Genomic DNA, 19,897 nt, shown 5'->3' with positions numbered 1-19,897 from the left:
CGCACGGCTGACGGATCTGCCATGAACAAGGCAAACTGGCCTGGATATCAGGAGGCCTTAGGGGGCTGTCGATGGGCGGTGGACCGGGAGTGCCGGAGGTCGGTGGGCCGCGAGTGCCGGAGCAAAGGACTGCCGTGGACGCCGAGACCGCGCAACCGGACCCCGAGGCCCCGGCCGAACTGCGCTTCAGCGTGCTCGGACCCGTGCGGGCCTGGCGCGGCGCCGAACCCCTCGCCACCGGTTCGCCACAGCAACGCGCCCTGCTCGCCGCACTGTTGCTCCGCGAGGGCCGTACGGCCACCGCGAGCGAGCTGATCGACGCGCTGTGGGGCGACGAGCCGCCGTCCCAGGCGCTGGCCGCCGTACGGACGTACGCCTCCCGGCTGCGCAAGGTGCTCTCCCCCGGTGTCCTGGTCAGCGAGTCCGGTGGCTACGCGGTCCGCGCGCTGCCTGCCGGCGCCCTGGACCTCGCCGTGGCCCAGGAACTGGCGACCGACGCGGAGAAGGCCAAGAACTCCGGGGACCTGTGCCAAGCCCGCCAGCTGCTGAACAAGGCGCTCGGGCTGTGGGACGGCGAGGTCCTGGCGAGCGTCCCGGGGCCGTACGCGGAGACCCAGCGGGCCCGTCTTGAGGAATGGCGCCTCCAACTGGTCGAGACCCGCCTCGACATGGACCTGGAGCAGGGCTGCCACGCGGAGGCCGTCTCCGAGCTGACCGCCCTCACCGCCGCGCACCCTTTGCGGGAGCGGCTGCGCGAACTGCTGATGCTGGCGCTGTACCGCAGCGGACGGCAGGCGGAGGCCCTCGCGGTGTACGCCGACACCCGCCGCCTGCTCGCCGACGAACTGGGTGTGGACCCCCGCCCGGGACTGCGGGAGTTGCAACAGCGCATCCTGCAAGCGGACCCGGGACTCGCGGAACCCTCCGCGCCCCTGACCGCCGAGCCCGCCGCGACACCCGTCCGCCCCGCCCAGCTGCCTGCCACCGTGCCCGACTTCACCGGTCGGTCCGCCTTCGTCAACGACCTGAGCGAGGTCCTCGCGGAGGCGTCCGGCGCCGAGGGGCAGGTGATGGCCGTGTCCGCGCTGGCCGGCATCGGCGGCGTCGGCAAGACGACCCTCGCGGTGCATGTGGCCCACCAGGCCCGGTCGGCCTTTCCGGACGGTCAGTTGTACGTCGACCTCCAGGGCGCCGGGGCCCGCCCCGCCGAGCCCGAGACGGTCCTCGGCTCCTTCCTGCGGGCGCTGGGCACGGCCGACTCCGCGATCCCCGACTCCCTGGAGGAGCGGGCCGCGCTGTACCGGTCGGTCCTGGACGGCCTCCGGGTGCTGGTCCTGCTCGACAACGCGCGGGACGCCGCCCAGGTACGGCCCCTCCTGCCGGGCACGGCGGGCTGCGCGGCCCTCGTCACCGCCCGGGTGCGCATGGTGGACCTGGCCGGGGCCCACCTGGTCGACCTCGACGTGATGTCCCCCGACGAGGCCCTCCAGCTCTTCACGAAGATCGTCGGCGAGGAGCGGGTGGCGGCGGAGCGCAAGGCCGCGCTCGATGTCGTCGCGGCCTGCGGCTTCCTGCCCCTCGCCATCCGCATCGCCGCGTCCAGGCTGGCGGCACGCAGAACCTGGACGGTCTCCGTCCTCGCCGCCAAACTCGCCGACGAGCGGCGGCGGCTGGACGAGCTGCAGGCAGGCGACCTGGCAGTGAAGGCCACCTTCGAGCTGGGCTACGGTCAGCTGGAAGCCGCCCAGGCCCGCGCCTTCCGCCTGCTCGGCCTCGCGGACGGCCCGGACATCTCGCTGGCCGCCGCGGCCGCCGTACTGGACCTGCCGCCGGAGGAGACCGAGGACCTCCTGGAGATCCTCGTCGACACCTCCCTCCTCGAATCCGCCGCGCCCGGCCGCTACCGCTTCCACGACCTCGTACGGCTCTACGCGCGTGCATGTGCCGAACGGGACGAACAGCCGCCAGGTGAGCGGGAGTCGGCGATGTCGCGGCTGCTGGACTTCTATCTGGCGACGGCGACGCGGGTGTACGCGATCGAGCGGCCGGGGGACCGGACGGTGGACCACCTGGAGGTGACCGAGCGGGCGGGCCAGGAGTTCAGCGACGACATGAGAGCACTCGACTGGCTGCACTCGGAAGCGGCCTCCATCCTGGCGTGCGTCCAGCAGTCGCTGGGGGCTGCCAGCCTGCGTCGCAGTGTCGATCTCCTTCTGGCGTCGAAGGACCTGGCGGAGTCGGGTGCGAGTTCGCTCCGCTATGAAGCGGCCGCCATCGCCGCGCGGGACGCCGCGGCCGCTGAGGGGGACGCCCACGCGGAGGGCCGCGCCCGCACAACCCTGGCCCAGGTACTCAGCCGGGCCGGACGGTTCGACGAGGCGCACCCGGAGGCGGAGCGAGCCATCGAACTGGGACGGCGAACAGGTGACCCCTGGACCTGCGGCAACGCCCACAACGAGCAGGGGATCATCGCCAACTGCCGGAACCAGCGCACCGTCAGCGAGGCGCATCTCCTCGAAGCGATCAAGGCGTTCCGCGCCGACGGCAACCGGCCGGGCGAGGCCAGCGCGCTGTGCAACCTCTCCCGGGTACTGGTCTCTCTCGGCCGTACGGCAGTGGCCATCGACCTGGTCCGCCAGGGCATCGCCATCTACGACGAGCTGGGACTCACCTTCCGCCTGGCCAACGCGAGGTACGCCCTCGGCATCGCCCTCAGTCACGCCGGGCGTCAGAGCGAGGCCCTGGACCAGCTCACCGAAGCGCTGAGCACGTTCGTGCAGAACCGTCAGCGGCTGTGGGAGGGAGCGACCCACTTCCGTATCGCCCAGGTGCACCTCTCGGCCCGCCGGCCGGCCCAGGCGGCACAGCACGCCGAGCAGGCCCTCACGACGGGATGCATCGGCGGCGACTGGATGCGCGCCAACATCCTCACCCTGCTGGGCCGCTCGCTCGACAGCCTCGGACAGGCCGACCGTGCGCGGGCGTGCTGGCGGGAAGCGCTGACGATCTACGAGGCGTCCCGCGCGCCGGAGGCCGCCGAGCTGAGGGCACTCCTGCAGCCGGTCGCAGCGGCTTGAACGGCGGCCGGAACGGCGGCTCGACCGGGGTCGGGCGGGCGTTCATCGAACGTTTATGAGTGGCTGCCACTCTTCAGTCCATCGATCCGTCGCGTCGGGGGGCAGGCGGGTCTCACGGGCCTCATTCATAGAGTGAGCGCCCCGGGAACGCCCGCTCGGCGGCCCTCGGGGGAGTTGCCGAACGGGCGTTCCACCCAACGCTCGACAAAACTCATGGGGGTTCCAGCAATGAGCAGCACCGAGAAGACGAAGCAGGACCCGAGCACGGCGAACGGCACGGACACGGCGGCCGAGGAGATCAGGACCCTCGACAGCCACATGCCTGCCCCGCCGAAGGACGGCGGCACCGCCACCCCGCAGGACAGCCACATGCCCGCCCCGCCGACCGACGACACCATCACCACCAAGGACAGCCACATGCCCGCCCCGCCGGCTCTGGACCTGGGCGGCAAGTAGACCTTCCTCCCGCAACGGGGATCGGCCGCGGTGGCGCGGAGGGGGAGCCACCGCGGCCGAGGTGTGTCCGGGACCGGTCAGCCGGAACCCCCGGCGGGGGCCGGCACGATCCAGGGAGGGACCAGGATGATCGCAGCGCATGTCGGACCCGGCGCTCCCGCGGCCTCACGGCCGGAATGGACACCGACCGCGCTGCGTGCGGCCCTGGAACAGGTGGCCCCTCACCGCCTCGGCGAGATGGAACGGCAGAAGGACGAGGCCATCACCCTGGCGGCCCGCACGGGCAGCCTCGGCCCGATCAACCGCTTCCTCGAAACCTGGGCCGTGACCGTCGAGATCGCCAGGATTCCCGCCTGCGCCGCGCGGCTGCGCGCCGCCGAGCACACCGCCCGCACCGTCGACCACGACGACCCGGCCTGGCGCGAGGCCATGGACGAGATCCGCGATCTGCACTCGGCCGCACGGCAGTCGCTCGACCGGCAGTCGCTCGACCGGGAGTGACCGGCACGGACTCGGCTCGCCCGCGGCCCCCGGCCCCACACCGCCCTCACCGCCCCCGCAACTCCCCCTTCACCACCTTCCCGCTGGCGTTGCGCGGCAGTTCGCCCACGAAGTCGACCGCCCTCGGCACCTTGTAGTTGGCCATCTCCCGACGGGACCAGGCGATGAGGTCGTCGGCGGTCACCAGGGACCCCGGGCGGCGGACGACGAACGCCTTGCCGACCTCGCCGAGGCGCGGGTCGGGGACGCCGACGACCGCCACGTCCGCGACGTCCGGGTGGAGGCCGAGGAGTTGCTCGATCTCGGCGGGATACGCGTTGAACCCGCCGACGATGAACATGTCCTTGACGCGGTCGGTGATCCGCAGGTTGCCGTCCTCGTCCAGGACGCCTATGTCCCCGGTGCGGAGCCAGCCGTCGGCGGTGACCACGCGCGCGGTCTCGGCGGGGTCCTCGAAGTAGCCGCGCATGACGTTGAAGCCGCGGACGAGGACCTCTCCGGGGGAGCCGGGCGGCAGCGGGGAGCCCAGCGGATCGACGACGCGCACCTCCGCCCCCGGGATCGCCCGGCCGGACGTCGACGCGATCACCGACGGCTCGTCGCCGCGCCGGCACATGGTGACGATGCCGGACGCCTCGGACAGGCCGTACGCCGTCAGCACGGTGTCCACGCGCAGTTCGGCCCGTAGCCGTTCGACGAGTCGGAGCGGGACCACCGCCGCGCCCGTCACCACCAGACGCAGCGCGCCGAGGTCGTAGTCGTCGCGGGCGGGGTGGTCCAGGAGGGACTGGTGCAGGGTGGGCGGGCCGGGCAGGACCGAGACCCGCTCGGCCGCCACGTTGGCCATCGCCGTCTCCACGTTGAACACCGGCTGGGGGATCATCGTCGCGCCCCGCATGAGGCAGGCGATCACCCCGGCCTTGTAGCCGAAGGTGTGGAAGAACGGGTTCACGATGAGGTAGCGGTCGCCCTGCCGGAGGCCGGCCAGCTCGCTCCACACCTCGTACGCGCGCAGGGTCTGCGCATGGGTGATCACCGCGCCCTTGGGGCGGCCGGTCGTCCCGGACGTGAAGATGATGTCGGAGGGGGAGTCGCCCGTCAGTCCGTCCGACCGCGCCCGCACCTCCTGCGCGCTCACCCCGTCGCCGCTGGCGAGGAAGTCCTTCCAGGTGCGGAAGTCGGCGGGGGCGTCGTCCGAGAGCACCACCACCTGTTCCAGGTGCGGGAGTCCGGGCAGCGGCCCCGGCCGCTCGCACACGCCGTCGGCCCCCGGTGCCCGCAGCCGCCCGCCGTCCGCCCCGGCCGCGCGCCGGAGCGAGGCCACGTACGAGGTCCCGAGGAAGGTTCCGGTGACGAACAGCAGCCTGGCCCGGCTGCGCGCCAGTACGTCCGCCGCCTCGCCGCCCTTGAAGCGGGTGTTCAGCGGGACGAGGACCGCGCCCGCCGAGACCGCGCCGAGCGCGGAGACGATCCAGTCGAGGGAGTTCGGGGCCCAGAGGGCGACCCGGTCGCCGACCCGCACCCCGTTCGCGACGCACGCCGCCGCCGCGCGCTCCACCCGGGCGCCCAGCTCCGCGTACGACACCCGCGTACGCCCGTCGACGACGGCCTCGACCCCGGCGAACCGCCGGGCCGCCGCGCGGACCAGCCCCGGGACGGTCCCCCACTCCAGGTCACCGCGCCGTCCCTCCATGTCACCGCTCACAGCAGGCCTCCGTACCCGAGAACCAGTGTTCAAGTGCCCAAGTGCCCTGGCGACAGCCGGACATCGGGAGCTGACTACCCGTCAGATTAGCTGTACCCTGACGGACTGTCAGCAGCCGACAGCCCCTTGCGGAGGTGTGCTCCGCAACCCTGTGCGGAGGTGTGCCCCTATGGCTCCCATGGCCGTGCTCAAGGACGCGACAGCGATCGTCGGCATCGGCCAGACCCCCTTCGCCAAGCGCCTTCCGGAATCCGAACGGGCGTTGGCGTGCCGGGCGATCCTGGCCGCCCTCGACGACGCCGGGATAGCGCCGGACGAGGTCGACGCGCTCGCCTCGTACACCATGGAGGAGACCGACGAGGTCGAGGTGGCCAAGGCCCTGGGCCTCGGCGACCTCACCTTCTTCAGCAAGGTCGGCTACGGCGGCGGCGGTTCGTGCGCCACGGTCGCGCATCTCGCCGCCGCGATCGCCACCGGCCAGGCCACGGTCGGTGTCGCCTGGCGGTCCCGCAAACGCGGCTCCGGCCCCCGCCCGTGGAAGAACACCGCGGTCCAACTCCCCACCCCGGCCCAGTGGACCCGCCCCTACGGCCTGCTCCGGCCCGCCGACGAGATAGCCATGCTGGCCCGCCGCCACATGCACGAGTACGGCACCACCCGCGACCACCTCTTCAACGTGGCCCTCGCCTGCCGCAACCGGGCCAACCAGAACCCCGCCGCGATCATGTACGAGCGCCCGCTGACCCGCGAGATGTACATGAACTCCCGCTGGATCAGTGAACCCCTGTGCCTGTTCGACAACTGCCTGGAGACGGACGGCGCGCTGGCCTGCGTGGTGGTCTCCGCCGAGCGCGCCCGCGACTGCCGCCGCACCCCCGTCTACGTCCACTCCGCCGCCCAGGGCCTGCCCGCCCAGCACCACGGCATGGTCAACTACTGGAACGACGACCCGCTGACCGGCCCCGCCTGGACCGCCGCCCGCCACCTGTGGAAACACGCGGACCTCGCCCCGGACGACATCGACGTCGCCCAGATCTACGACGCGTTCACCGCCCTGATCCCCCTGTCGCTGGAGGGCTACGGGTTCTGCGCGCGCGGCGAGGGCGGCGCCTTCACCGAGGGCGGCGCCCTGGAGATGGGCGGCCGGCTTCCCCTCAACACCTCCGGGGGCGGCCTCAGCGAGGCCTACGTGCACGGCTTCAACCTGATCACCGAGGGCGTACGGCAGCTGCGCGGCACGAGCACCGCCCAGGTCCCGGACGCGGCGACCTGCCTGGTCACGGCGGGTGAGGGGGTTCCGACCTCCGCCCTGCTGCTGAGGAACTGAGGAGTCGAGGAGATGCTGACACCGGTGGTGGACGACGACGGGGCCCCCTTCTGGGAGTACGCCGCGCGGGGCGAGCTACGGATCCAGGCGTGCGCCGACTGCGGCGAACTCCGCTTCCCGCCCCGCCCCTGCTGCCCGCACTGCCGCTCCTTCGCGACCGAGTGGCGCCGGGTCTCCGGCCGGGGCCGCGTCTGGTCGTACGTCCGCCCGCACCCGCCGCTCCTCCCCGACTACGCCGAGCAGGCCCCGTACCACGTGGTCCTCGTCGAACTGACCGACGCCCCCCGCATCCGTCTCGTCGGCAACCTGGTGAGCGGGCCGGACGCCCGCCTGGACTCGGTGCCGGCCGAGCGGATCCGGATCGGGGCGCGGGTGCAGGTGGTGTTCACGTCCACCGGCGTCCCCCAATGGGTACTGGAGCGGCCGTGACCGTGCGCACCACGACGGACAAGTCCACGGGCGTCGCCCTCCTGACCCTGGACCGCCCGGAGAGGCTGAACGCGATCGACCTGCCGACCGCGCAACAACTCGCCTCGTTCTGGCAGGACTTGAGGTTCGACGACGCGGTACGGGCGGTCGTCGTGACCGGCGCCGGCGAGCGCGCCTTCTGCACGGGCCTCGACCGGGACGCGGCCGGAGCCGTCCCGCAGCCGAACTCCCCTTACACCATCGAGGACCCCCTCCTCAGGATCGGCCCCAAGTCCAACGACTGCTGGAAACCACTGATCGCGGCTGTGAACGGTATGGCCTGCGGCGGAGCCTTCTATCTGCTGGGCGAGTCGGAGTTCCTCGTGGCCGACCCGTCCGCCACGTTCTTCGACCCCCACACCACCTACGGCATGGTCAGCGCCTTCGAGTCGATCCTGATGGCCCAGCGCATGCCGTACGGGGAGGCCGCGCGCATGGCGCTGCTGGGCACCGCCGAGCGGATGTCGGCACGGCGGGCGCACGAGGTGGGGCTGGTGTCGGAGGTGACGGAACCCGGCGGCGCGGTCGCGGCGGCCGTGCGGTGCGCCGAGGTGATCGCCGGCCACTCACCGGAGGCCGTCGAGGGCACGGTCCGCGCCTGCTGGGCCGCCCGGGAGGCGACGAGGGCGCACGCTCTCGCTTACGCCCCGCACCTGATTTCACTGGGCAACCAACCGCAGGCGCGGCAGGGGGAGTTGTTCGCCTCGCGGCGGAAGGGCGAGTACCGGACGCGATGAGGAGGGACCCTTCGAATCGCGGACAATTCGCGAATGAAACGTGAACTGTTTCACACTCCGGCTTCACTTGATTACGGCCACTCATGAGCTTTGTCCCCATGTGAGTCTCTGGTTAAGAGGCAGGAGTAGCTCGTATGTTGCGACCTGATCGCTCGACCTCTTGATCGCAACATATCCAGCCATAGCTCAACGCCGTTCGGCGGGGGACAAAACATATGAATACGTACGGGGGAAGACGCCGGCTCCGCAGAGCCGGCGTGGTGCTTTCCGCAGCTCTGATGCTGGCGGCGAGCACATCGGAGGGCGCGATGGCGGTGGCCGGCGGGAGTGCCGGCACCTCAGCCGTCGACGCCGCGAAGACCGCCAAGTCCGCTGGGACGGGCGGGGCGGCCGACGAGTCCGCTGAAGCCGGAGCGGGCGAGGACACCAAGGCCCTGGCCAAGGCCGCGCGCACGGGCAAACTGGTGGAGATCACCTCGATGCGCGGTGAGAGCAGCGAGGTGTTCGCCACCCCGGAGGGTCACCTGGAGGCCCGGGAACATCTGCGTCCGGTGCGGACGCGGGTGAACGGCGAGTGGCAGGACATCGACACCACGCTGGCGCTCGGCGCGAACGGCGCGGTGACGCCCAAGGCCACCACCGTCGGGCTGACGTTCTCCGGCGGGGGTTCCGACCCGCTGGTGCGCATGGTCAAGAACGGTCGGGAACTCGCGTTGTCCTGGCCCGAGAAGCTTCCCGCTCCGGAGCTGAGCGGGAACACCGTCACCTACCCGGACGTCCTGCCGGACGTGGATCTGCGGATGACGGCGCAGCAGGACGGTTTCACCCAGCTGCTGGTCGTCAAGTCGGCCGAGGCCGCGGCGAGCACGGAGCTGAACGAACTCCGTCTGAAACTGGACGCCGACGGCATGCGGGTCGAGGAGACCGACGACGGCGGCCTGGCGGCGATCGACGAGGGCGCCAAGAGCGCTGTCTTCGAAGCCCCTCGCCCGGTGATGTGGGACTCCAGCGACCAGGCACCCGCCACCACGGAACAGTCCTCGACCCAGTCCTCCGCCGGGGGCGCCTCGAAGGCGTCGGCGCTGTCCGCACCACGCTCGACCACCTCGGTCACCACGACGACCGCCGTCACCGCCTCCACCACCGCGGCCGACGACGGCGCGGACGACTCGGAGACCACCGCCGCGGAGTCGGCGAACGTGGCACCGGTGGGCGTGGACGTCCCCGCCGCGCAGGACGCGCTGGTGCTGACGCCCGACCGTGACGTGCTCCGGGGCAAGGACACGGTGTACCCCGTGTTCATCGACCCCCAGTGGTACTCCCCGAAGGCCTCGGCGTGGACGATGGCCTCCGAGTACTGGGCCTCGTCGCCGCAGTGGAAGTTCAACGGCGAGTCGGACGCGGGCCTCGGGTACTGCAACTGGGCGTACTGCGCGCCGCACGACACCAAGCGCCTCTTCTACCGCATCCCCACCTCCAAGTTCGCGGGCCGGACCGTGCTGCAGGCCGAGTTCGTGGTCCGCAACACCTGGTCGGCGTCCTGCTCCGACCGGAGCGTGGAGTTGTGGCGCACCAAGGACATCTCCTCGTCGACGACCTGGAACTCGCAGAACGCGTCCGGCTTCTGGATCGACCACCTCAAGACGGAGTCCTTCGCGTACGGATACACCGGCTGCGCCGCGAAGGACGCCGAGTTCAACGTGAAGTCCGCGATCCAGCTGGCGGCGGACAAGAAGTGGTCGACGATGACCTTCGGCATGAGGGCGGCGAGCGAGTCCGACGCCTACGGCTGGAAGCGGTTCTCGGACGACGCCTACCTGCGGGTGCAGTACAACCGGCCGCCGCCGCAGGTGAAGATGTCGCAGCTGGTCATGGAGTACGGCGGGACGTGCAAGAAGCCCGAGAACGCCGCACGCGTGCGCTCCCTGGGCAAGATCTACGCGAACGACATCACCGACCCCGACGGTGACACCGTCAAGGTGGAGTTCGCGGCGAGCTGGGACACCGGCGACGGCAAGGGTTCGGTGACCCGCTGGAGGTCGGGGCTGACGGGGGCGAAGAAGTCCGGCTCGGACTTCACGATCACCCTGCCGTCCACCCTCCCCAAGAACAAGACGATCAACTGGTACGTCCGTTCCAACGACGGGGCCCAGTCCTCGCCCTGGTCGTACTCGGGTGACGCGACCTCCTGCTACTTCGTGTACGACACGAGCGTGCCGAAGGCGCCGAGCATCTCCTCCGCCATCTACCCGGCGTCCAACCCGGAGGACCCCGAGGATCCCTGGTACGACGGAGTGGGCCAGTACGGCAACTTCGTGATCACCGGGGCCGTCTCCGACGTGACGAAGTACTGGTACGGCATCAACGGCGACCCGGTCTCCGCCAACACGGTCACCACCTCGGGCGGCGCGGCCAAGACCGTGCCCGTACTACCGCTCAAGCCGGGCCTCAACACCTTCACCGCGCGGTCCTTCGACGCCGCGGGCAACGGCTCCGAGATCCGCACCTACCAGTTCCGCGTCAAGGCCGGGCAGCTCGAACGCGCCAACTGGTCGATGGACGAGGCGGCCGGCGCCACCCAGGCGGCGGGCAGCGCGCCCGAGCAGGCCGCGACCCTGTACGGCGGCCCGACGCGGGAGGTCGAGGGCAAGATCGGCAAGGCGGTGCAGTTCGACGGTGTCGACGACTACGCCGCCACCGAGGTCGCCACCATCAACACCGACGTGAGCTTCACGGTGTCGGCGTGGGTGAAGCTGTCGGCGATGCCGTCCGGAGCGGCGGTCGTCGCCTCCCAGCGGGGCAACAACGCGCCGGGCTTCGAGCTGTACTACTCCAAGGGGTACGACCGCTGGGTGTTCAACCAGTACAGCGCCGACAGCACCAGCGGCACTCCCGTCCGGGCCATGCAGGCCGCCGCGGGCGGGGTCAAGGCCGGGGAGTGGACGCATCTGGTCGGCATGTACGCCGCCGGTGAGCAGCAGCTGAAGCTGTTCGTCAACGGCACGCTGGCCGGGACCACCGCCTACAGCACGGGGTGGAACGCGCGGCGCGGCATGGTGATCGGCGGCAGCATCCTGGGCTCCACGCCGACGTCGTTCTTCCCCGGGTCCATCGACGAGGTGAAGACCTTCGAGAAGCCGCTGTCGGCGGCCGAGGTGTCCACCCTCTACAGCGCGAACTCGATCGGCGCCGGCCGTCCGGCCCGCGCGGTCTTCCACATGGACGACGCCGCCGACGCGACCGCGCTGAGCGGCCGGGCCGACGTGAACCCGGCGGTCCTCAAGGGCGGGGCCACCGCGGGAGCGGCAGGGGTGGACGGCAACGCCCTCACCCTGGACGGCACCGACGACTACGCCGTCACCAGCGGCCCGCACATCAACACCTCCTACAGTTACGCCATCTCCGCCTGGGTGAAGCTGTCGAAGACCAAGCCGAACCACGCCGCCACGGTCGCCTCGCAGATCGGCACCACGGTGACGGGTCCGGAGCTGTACTACTCCAGTGCCTACGACCGCTGGGTGTTCAACCAGCACGGCGCCGACACCGCCGACTCCACGGTGGTGCGGGCCATGCAGCCCGAGGGCACCACGGCGTACGGCGGTGAGTGGACGCACCTGGTCGGTGTGCAGGACACGGTGGCCGACAAGCTCTCGCTGTACGTCAACGGCACCCTGGCCGGCACCACCGCCACGACCACCACCTGGTACGCCGGGGGTGCGGTGCAGATCGGCGCCAGCGCGTTCGAGCGGACGCCCACCTCGTTCTTCCCGGGCCAGATCGACGACGTACGGCTCTTCGACCGTCCGGTGTCGGCCGGTGAGGTGCAGCAGCTGTTCAAGCAGCGCGCGGTGGTCAAGGGCCGCTGGAAGTTCGAGACGGCCACCGGGACGCCGCTGACGTCGCCGGACGCCTCGCCCGCCGCCAACGCCATGACCCTCTACAACGGCGCCCAGACGGGCTCGGGCTGGGTCGACGGCGCGGTCACCCTCGACGGCACCAACGACTACGCCGCGGCCTCCGTGGTCCCGGTCGACACCGGTGCCAGCTTCACGGTCAGCGCCTACGTCCAGACGGCCGCCACCCCGACGAGCCCGGTCACGGTCATCAGCGCTCCGGGAGCGAAGAAGAGCGCCTTCGCGGTGCGCTACGAGCCCAGCGCCACCCCGGCGACCGATCCGGGCCGCTGGCGGATCGCCACGGCCGACTCCGACAGCGACAGCGCCGCGGTCTCCGACGTCGGCAACGGCATGTTCTACAGCCCGACCGACTGGAACCATCTGGCGCTGGTCTACGACGGGTTCTCCAAGGAGGTCCGCCTCTACGTCAACGGCGAACTCCAGGAGACCGCCTGCGCCGACGCCGACGAGGACGGGGTGCAGGACGACGCGAGCTGCGCCGACACCGTCTCGTGGGCCGACGACGTACTGACGTACAAGGCCGGGAAGACGCTGCAGCTCGGCCGGGACACGACGGGTACCACGTCGAGTCAGTACTTCCCCGGGTCGCTCTCCGACGTCTGGGTCTTCCAGGGTGCGCTGACCGAGACCCAGATCGCCCACCTCGCCGTCGGCATGCCGGGCGTGGAGACCGCCGTCCCCAGCGGCGACTGACCGGCTAGGCCATCGGGAACGGGGCCCGCCGCCGCACGCGGCCGGCCCCGTTCCCCGGCTGACTTCTTCGCTCCGCCGCACCTGGCTCTCCCCTGCCCGCGGAGCACCCAACGGGAGGAAAAGACTCGGATGACGACCAGACCACGCAGGAGAACAGGCCGACCGTGGCGGTGGGTCGCCATGGCCTCGGCCGCGGTGCTGACCGGCACCTTGATACAGGCGTCCGGCGTTCCCGCCGTCGCCCAGCCTGCCTGGCGCAAGCCCGCACTGCCCGAGGCCGAGTCCCCGGTCGCCGGCGGCCCGGCCGGCAAGGCCGTGCCCCGCAAGGTCACCAAGACACCCCGCACCCCCGCCAAAGCCCCGGCCACCACCTGGCCCAAGGCGACCACTGCGACGGTCACCCTTGACAAGAACACCACCCGGGTCAAGGGATCGCCCCTCGCGCTGGACACCCGGGTCAAGAAATCGAAGGACGCCGCCGACGGCACCTACACCCTGCGCACCCTGTCCAGGAAGGCCGCCCGCAAGACCGGCGTCGACGGCCCCGTCTTCACCCTGACACCCCGCAAGGGCGGCGCCCAGCGCGCCGGCAAGGTCCGCGCCGGACTCGACTACTCCTCCTTCGCCGGCCTCTACGGCGGCGGTTACGCCGACCGCCTCGGCCTCGTCCAGCTGCCCGCCTGCGCACTCACCACGCCGCAGAAGAAGCAGTGCCGCACGACCCGGCCCGTGGCCACCGTCAACGACACCGAGAAGCAGACGCTGACCGCGTCCGGCCTGGCCCTCGGCTCCGGCGGGCCCACCGTCTTCGCCGCCGTCGCGGACACGGAGAGCGTCGGCAGCGACTACAAGGCCACCTCGCTGTCCCCCTCCTCGACGTGGAGCACCAACCTCAACACCGGTGACTTCAACTGGTCGTACGAGATGGCGGTGCCCAGCGTCCCCGGCGGTCTGAAGCCCAACGTCGGTCTGACGTACTCCTCCGCGTCCGTCGACGGCCGGACGGGCAACACCAACAACCAGTCCTCCTGGGTCGGTGACGGCTTCGACCTGTCGCCCGGATTCGTCGAGCGCCGCTACAAGCCCTGCGACGACGACGGCGTGGAGAACGCGGACGGCGGCAAGCCCGGCGACCTGTGCTGGGCCTACGACAACGCCTTCCTCACCTTCAACGGCAAGGCCGGTGAGCTGGTCCCCGACGGAACCGACTCCTGGAAGCTGAAGAAGGACGACGGCACGAAGGTCGCCCGGATCCGCGGCTCCAGCGACAACGTGCGCGGCAACGGCGCCCGCGACGACGAGTACTGGCGGGTCACCGCCCCGGACGGCACCCGCTACTACTTCGGGTACAACCGCCTGCCGGGCTGGACGGAGGGCAAGGAGACCACCGACTCCGCGTGGACCGTGCCCGTGTTCGGCGACGACTCCGGTGAGCCCTGCCACGCCGCGGCGTTCGCCGACTCCTGGTGCCAGCAGGGCTGGCGCTGGAACCTCGACTACGTCGTCGACGCGCGCGGCAACGCCATCGCCTACTACTACGACAAGGAGACCAACTCCTACGGTCGCAACCTCAAGGCCGCCGACGACACCCGCTACGTCCGTGGCGGCACGGTCGACCGCATCGAGTACGGGCTGAAGTCCTCCGCCATGTACAGCGCGCAGGCGCTGGCCAAGGCCGACTTCACCAACAGCGAGCGCTGCATCGCGGACGCGCAGACCGACTGCGACTCCATCGCGAACGACGCCGCCTACTGGTACGACACCCCCTGGGACCTGAACTGCGACGCGGGCACCGACTGTGACGACGGCCGGTTCTCCCCGGTGTACTTCACCCGCAAGCGGCTCACCGGGGTCACCACCCAGGTGTACGACGGCAGCGGCTACAAGAACGTCGACTCCTGGAAGCTGACGCACCGCTGGGGCATGGCCGACACCGACTACCAGCTGCTGCTCGACTCCATCCAGCGCACGGGCCACACCGCCACCCCGGCGATCACCCTGCCGAAGACCACGTTCGCGTACACCCAGCTCGCCAACCGCCTCGACAGGACCGGCGACGGGTACGCCCCCTTCATCAAGGACCGGCTGTCCACGATCGCCGACGAGTCCGGCGGCCAGACCGACGTCAACTACTCCGCGCCGGTCTGTGACGCGGCCGCGCTGCCCACGCCGCAGACCAACACGACCCGCTGCTTCCCGCAGTACATCGGGGGCAGTTCCACCGCCGATCCCGACCTGCAGTGGTTCAACAAGTACGTGGTCGCCTCCGTCACCGCGACCGACCGCACGGGCGGCTCCCCCGACCAGGTCATCACCTACGACTACAAGGACGGCGCGGCCTGGCACTTCGACGACGACGACGGGCTGACGAAGGAGAAGCACAAGACCTGGTCCCAGTGGCGCGGCTACGGACACGTCCGGGTCCAGACCGGCGGCCAGGGCGGCGCCTCGGCCATGAGGACGCAGCAGGACTCGTACTTCCTGCGCGGCATGGACGGCGACCGCAAGGACACCTCCGGGGGCACCAAGACCGTCAGCGTCACCCTGGGCGACGGTGAGGGCGACCCGATCACCGACCACGAGTCCGCGGCCGGCTTCGCCTACAAGGCGGTGGCCTACTCCGGACCGGGCGGCAAGGCGCTGACCAAGACGGTCAACCGCCCCTGGCACCACGAGACGGCGAAGAAGACCCGGGACTGGGGCACGGTGACGGCCGACCTCACCGGCACCGCCTCCACCAAGACGTGGACCTCGCTGGACGACGGCGCCGGCGCGGCCTGGCGGATCACCTCGCTCGCCAACTCGCACGACACCGTGGCCGGACGGGTCACCCAGGTCGACGACTTCGGCGACAACACCACGTCCACCGACAACAAGTGCACCCGCACCACCTACGCCACCAACACCACCGACAACATCCTCAACTTCCCCTCCCGCGTGGAGACCGTCGCCAAGGCGTGCGACACGACCCCCAGCCGTCCCGCCGACGTGATCTCCGACGTGCGCTCCGCCTATGACGGCGGTACGTACGGCGCGGCCCCCACCAAGGGCGATCTGACCGCGAACGCGGTCCTGAAGAAGTACGACGGCACCACCGCCGTCTACCTGGAGTCCGGAGCCACCTTCGACTCCTACGCCCGCCCGCTGACCAGCACCGACCTGACGGCGGACGTGAAGGTCACCGCCACCGGGGTCCTGAGCCGGACGGTACGCGGCGACAGCCGTACGACCACCACCGCCTACACGCCCACCACGGGCTTCGCCACCAGCACGAAGGTGACCTCGCCACCGGCCACGGCGGGTGACGCGGCCACGGCGCACTCCTCGACGACCACGTACGACATCCTCCGCGGCCAGCCGCAGACCCAGACCGACACCAACTCCAAGGTCACCAACCTCACCTACGACGCGCTGGGCCGCTCCTCCAAGGTGTGGCTGGCCGACCGGACCACCAGCCAGACCCCGAACTTCGAGTTCACGTACACCATCGCCGAGGGCAAGCCGGCCGCGGTCGGCACCAAGACGCTCGGCAACAACGGAACCCAGCGCACCTCGTACGTCCTGTACGACGGCTTCCTCCGCCAGCGCCAGACCCAGGAGCCCGGCCCGAACGGCGGAAGCCTCCTGGCCGACACCTTCTACGACGAACGCGGCCTGGCCGCCAAGGAGTTCGCGAGCTACTACGCGGAAGTCGCCCCGTCCACGACACTCTTCAAGCCCGAGAACGCGCTGAGCGTCGAGACGCAGAACCGCTACACCTACGACGGCCTGGGCCGGCAGACCGAGATGAAGCAGCTCGCCGGAAACGGCGACGGCGGAGCGGTCCTCGGTGTCACGAAGACCCTCTACGGCGGTGACCGCGTCACGGTCGTCCCGCCCGTCGGAGGCGTCGCCACCACCAAGCTCACCGACGCCCGCGGCCAGCTGACCGAGCTGCGCCAGCACCACAGCCGCAGCGCGACCGCCGCGTACGACACCACCAAGTACGGCTACACGGCGGGCGGCAAGCTGGAGAAGGTCACCGACCCGGCGGGCAACTCCTGGGAGTACCAGTACGACCTGCTGGGCCGGCAGACCAAGGCCGTCGACCCGGACAAGGGCACCACCGTCAGCGCGTACGACGACCGGGGCCGGCTCACCACGGCCGACGACGCCCGTCCGAACGCGGAGACTCCCGCGCTCTGGTACGGCTATGACAACCTCGGCCGCCGCACCGAGATCCGGGAGGGTTCCTCCAGCGGCGCCCTGCGCGCCAAGTGGGTGTACGACACGGTCAGCGGCGCCAAGGGGTACCTCGCGGAGTCCATCCGCTACAGCGGAAGCAACGCCTACAGCACCAAGGTCGTCGCCTACGACCGGCTGTACCGTCCGCTGCGCACCTCCGTCACCATCCCGTCCTCCGAGGGCGCTCTGCAGGGCACCTACCTCTCGTCGACCACGTACAACGACTCGGGCACGGTCCAGGGCGTCGGCTACCCGAAGGCCGGGGCCCTCCCGGCGGCGACGGTGGCCTACACCTACGAGGACGCGACCCTGCGTCCGACGGGCGTCTCCGGCAGCCAGGGGCTGAAGTCCACCACGAGCTACAGCCTCACGGGCAAGCCGCTGCAGTACGAACTGTCCAACAACGGGGGCAAGAAGACCTGGGCGTCCAACACCTACGAGTGGGGCACCCAGCGTCTGGCCACCTCCCGCGTGGACCGCGAGAACATCGCGGGCGTCGACCAGCACAACACCTTCCGCTACGACGAGGCGGGCAACGTGCTGTCCGTGTCGGACGTCTCCCGCTCCGGCACCGACAACCAGTGCTTCACCTACGACCACCTGCGCCGCATGACCGAGGCCTGGGCCCAGCCCACCACCGCCTGCGCCACCGCGCCCAGCGCCGGTGTCCTCGGCGGCCCGGCCCCGTACTGGCACTCCTACACCTACGACAAGGTGGGCAACCGGCAGAACGAGACGATCCACGACACCACCGGCGACACGGCCAAGGACACCAAGAGGGCGTACGACTACCCGGACCCGGGCACCGCTCGCCCGCACACCCTGTCCTCGGTCGTCACGACCGACGCGACGGGCACGGCGGAGGACAGCTACGGCTACGACGAGACCGGCAACACCGAGACCCGCACGCTGAACGGTGACACCCAGACCCTCGCCTGGGACGCGGAGGGCCACCTCGCCAAGGTGACCGAACCGGTCGAGGGCGGCGGCAGCAAGGTCACGGAGTACCTCTACGACACCGGCGGGAACCGTCTGATCGGTCGCACCCCCACCGAGACCACGCTCTACCTCGGCGCCACCGAGATCACCCTGGCCAAGGGCTCCACCACCGCCAAGGCCACCCGCTACTTCGACCTCGGCGGCGGCCACCAGGGCGTCCAGAAGGACGACGGCAGCGTCTCGATCACCCTCGCCGACCACCACGGCACGTCCCAGCTGGCGGTCGACGCGGCCACCCAGCAGCTCACCCAGCGCCGCACCCTGCCGTTCGGTGGGCCCCGCGGCACCCAGCCGGCGAACTGGCCGGGCACCAAGGGGTTCGTCGGCGGCACCGACGACACCAAGGTCACCGGGCTGACCCACATCGGGGCCCGCGAGTACGACCCGGCGATCGGCCGTTTCATCAGCGTCGACCCGGTGATGGACCTGACCGACGCGCAGCAGATGCACGGCTACACCTACAGCAACAACAACCCGGTGACGTTCTCCGACCCGACCGGCCTGTGGTGCGACAGCTGCAACGACGGCAAGGGCTGGCCGACGGCGGACGGGTACGAGGGCGCGTCCAAGACCACCAAGAAGACCACGACGACAACCAGCAGCAACGACGACAGCGTGTGGATCTCCCAGCACGCGCCGGCCTCGACCGACACGGACCAGCTCGACGCCTGGTTCTCGGAGTACTCGCCGAGCGGACGCGCGCCGGACGGTGACTACTGGAACACACCGGTCTACGAGCGTGACGGCAGCGTCGGCCAGGCCTGCTTCGGCCGACTGGCATGCCTCAAGGCGAACAACTACCTGACGAAGCTCGGTCGCAAGCTCACCGACGCCGACTACGCACAGGCCAAGCGCATCGCCGCGACCTACTGCCTCGACAACGCCTCCGAATGCGTCGACGACGCGGAGGCGTGGGAGCGCGGCAAGGTCATCGAGAGCCTCATGGCCATGGTGATCACCGGCGGCAAGGGCGGCAGGGTCGCCAAGTCCCTGCCCTGCACCAAGTGTTTCCTCGCCGGCACCGACGTCCTCATGGCCGACGGCACCAGCAAGGACATCGAGGACATCAAGCTCGGCGACAAGGTCCTGGCCACCGATCCGAAGACCGGCGAGTCCGGTCCCCGGAAGGTGACCCGCCTGATCGTCACCGAGGACGACAAGCACTTCAACGAGCTGTCGATCGCCACCGAGGACGGCGTCGAGAAGCTCACGGCGACCCACGAGCACCCGTTCTGGTCCCCGTCCGAGAAGGACTGGATCGAGGCGGGCGACCTCGCCGCGGGCATGACCCTGCTCACCGACGACGGCGACACGGTCATCGTGACGGCCAACCGCGCCTTCACGCAGCGGGCCAGGACGTACAACCTCACGGTGGCGGGCCTGCACACGTACTTCGTGCTGGCGGGCGAGACTCCGGTCCTGGTTCACAATGCCGGGGGGTGTCTGTTCCCCTGGTCCAGCGGTCGGGTCTCATCGGCATCGCGTGCCATCGATGAGGGGCGGACGAGCATCACGGTCGGGTCGCGTGCCGAAGCGGAGGAACTCTTCCTGGGCAAGTTCCAGGGCAACGGATATCGAAACGCCGCCGGTTTCGACGGCAAGGGGACCAGGCAGTATTTCGGGTCGAAGAGCGGAACGTACCACTGGGATGATCAGCTGGGTGCGGACGGCCGGGTGGCGGGGCACGGTGCGGGCAACAGAGACGGGGACTTCCCTCATCTCCAGATTCACACCTTCGAGAACTCCCAATACGGTGGATCCATCATTCGCATCTTCTGGAAGCCGTAGGTTCA

At 70.6% G+C, this 19,897-nt stretch carries 9 protein-coding genes; 8 read left to right on the top strand and 1 reads right to left on the bottom strand.

All coding sequences use genetic code 11. The features are described 5' to 3' along the window. The first annotated feature begins 71 nt into the window (after positions 1–71). The 3 genes from afsR (at position 72) to RM704_RS27070 (ending at position 4,034) form a co-directional block, all read left to right on the top strand. Complete coding sequence (afsR, locus tag RM704_RS27080; protein WP_033531828.1) at positions 72–3,077, top strand: SARP-family global regulator AfsR; 3,006 nt, start codon at positions 72–74, stop codon at positions 3,075–3,077. A gap of 228 nt (positions 3,078–3,305) precedes the next feature. Further along, positions 3,306–3,533 carry a regulatory protein AfsS gene (gene afsS / locus RM704_RS27075; protein ID WP_052146496.1) on the top strand — a complete coding sequence of 76 codons (228 nt, stop codon included), beginning with the start codon at positions 3,306–3,308 and terminating at the stop codon, positions 3,531–3,533. Positions 3,534–3,659: 126 nt separating this feature from the next. Continuing rightward, positions 3,660–4,034, top strand: coding sequence for a DUF6247 family protein (locus RM704_RS27070; RefSeq protein WP_033531827.1), 375 nt, complete (start codon positions 3,660–3,662; stop codon positions 4,032–4,034). A gap of 46 nt (positions 4,035–4,080) precedes the next feature. Here the strand turns inward: RM704_RS27070 and RM704_RS27065 are convergent, their stop codons facing one another. Beyond that, the gene (locus RM704_RS27065) at positions 4,081–5,727 is read right to left on the bottom strand and encodes a fatty acid--CoA ligase family protein (protein WP_192829850.1); all 1,647 of its coding nucleotides are present in this window, start codon (positions 5,725–5,727) and stop codon (positions 4,081–4,083) included. Between the two features lie 190 nt (positions 5,728–5,917). Here RM704_RS27065 and RM704_RS27060 point away from each other — a divergent pair, with 190 nt between their 5' ends. From RM704_RS27060 to RM704_RS27040, 5 genes are all read left to right on the top strand, one after another. Beyond that, positions 5,918–7,066, top strand: coding sequence for a lipid-transfer protein (locus RM704_RS27060; protein WP_033531825.1), 1,149 nt, complete (start codon positions 5,918–5,920; stop codon positions 7,064–7,066). A gap of 12 nt (positions 7,067–7,078) precedes the next feature. Beyond that, positions 7,079–7,495, top strand: coding sequence for a Zn-ribbon domain-containing OB-fold protein (locus RM704_RS27055; RefSeq protein WP_033531824.1), 417 nt, complete (start codon positions 7,079–7,081; stop codon positions 7,493–7,495). Then, positions 7,492–8,271 (top strand): enoyl-CoA hydratase/isomerase family protein, encoded by a 780-nt coding sequence (locus tag RM704_RS27050; protein ID WP_033531823.1) that lies wholly within the window; start codon positions 7,492–7,494, stop codon positions 8,269–8,271. Before RM704_RS27055 ends, RM704_RS27050 begins: the two co-directional genes overlap by 4 nt. Positions 8,272–8,486: 215 nt before the next feature. Continuing rightward, entirely contained in the window at positions 8,487–12,881 is a 4,395-nt protein-coding gene (locus RM704_RS27045) for a LamG domain-containing protein (protein ID WP_438828953.1), read from the top strand. A 129-nt stretch (positions 12,882–13,010) separates the two neighbouring features. Then, entirely contained in the window at positions 13,011–19,892 is a 6,882-nt protein-coding gene (locus RM704_RS27040; protein WP_078937479.1) for a polymorphic toxin-type HINT domain-containing protein, read from the top strand. The last annotated feature ends 5 nt before the right edge of the window (positions 19,893–19,897 follow it).

The organism is Streptomyces gottesmaniae, assembly GCF_031845845.1.
Classification (GTDB): domain Bacteria; phylum Actinomycetota; class Actinomycetes; order Streptomycetales; family Streptomycetaceae; genus Streptomyces; species Streptomyces akebiae.
Note: the sequence above shows the minus strand (reverse complement) of the source record. Positions and strands in the feature narration are given on the sequence as shown.

What these genes read in the sequence shown, in the direction of transcription:
- RM704_RS27070 (WP_033531827.1), top strand. Translation starts at nt 3,660, where the DNA reads ATGATCGCAGCGCATGTCGGACCCGGCGCTCCCGCGGCCTCACGGCCG.
- RM704_RS27060 (WP_033531825.1), top strand. Translation starts at nt 5,918, where the DNA reads ATGGCCGTGCTCAAGGACGCGACAGCGATCGTCGGCATCGGCCAGACC.
- RM704_RS27065 (WP_192829850.1), bottom strand. Translation starts at nt 5,727, where the DNA reads ATGGAGGGACGGCGCGGTGACCTGGAGTGGGGGACCGTCCCGGGGCTG.
- RM704_RS27045 (WP_438828953.1), top strand. Translation starts at nt 8,487, where the DNA reads ATGAATACGTACGGGGGAAGACGCCGGCTCCGCAGAGCCGGCGTGGTG.
- afsR (WP_033531828.1), top strand. Translation starts at nt 72, where the DNA reads ATGGGCGGTGGACCGGGAGTGCCGGAGGTCGGTGGGCCGCGAGTGCCG.
- RM704_RS27040 (WP_078937479.1), top strand. Translation starts at nt 13,011, where the DNA reads ATGACGACCAGACCACGCAGGAGAACAGGCCGACCGTGGCGGTGGGTC.
- RM704_RS27055 (WP_033531824.1), top strand. Translation starts at nt 7,079, where the DNA reads ATGCTGACACCGGTGGTGGACGACGACGGGGCCCCCTTCTGGGAGTAC.
- afsS (WP_052146496.1), top strand. Translation starts at nt 3,306, where the DNA reads ATGAGCAGCACCGAGAAGACGAAGCAGGACCCGAGCACGGCGAACGGC.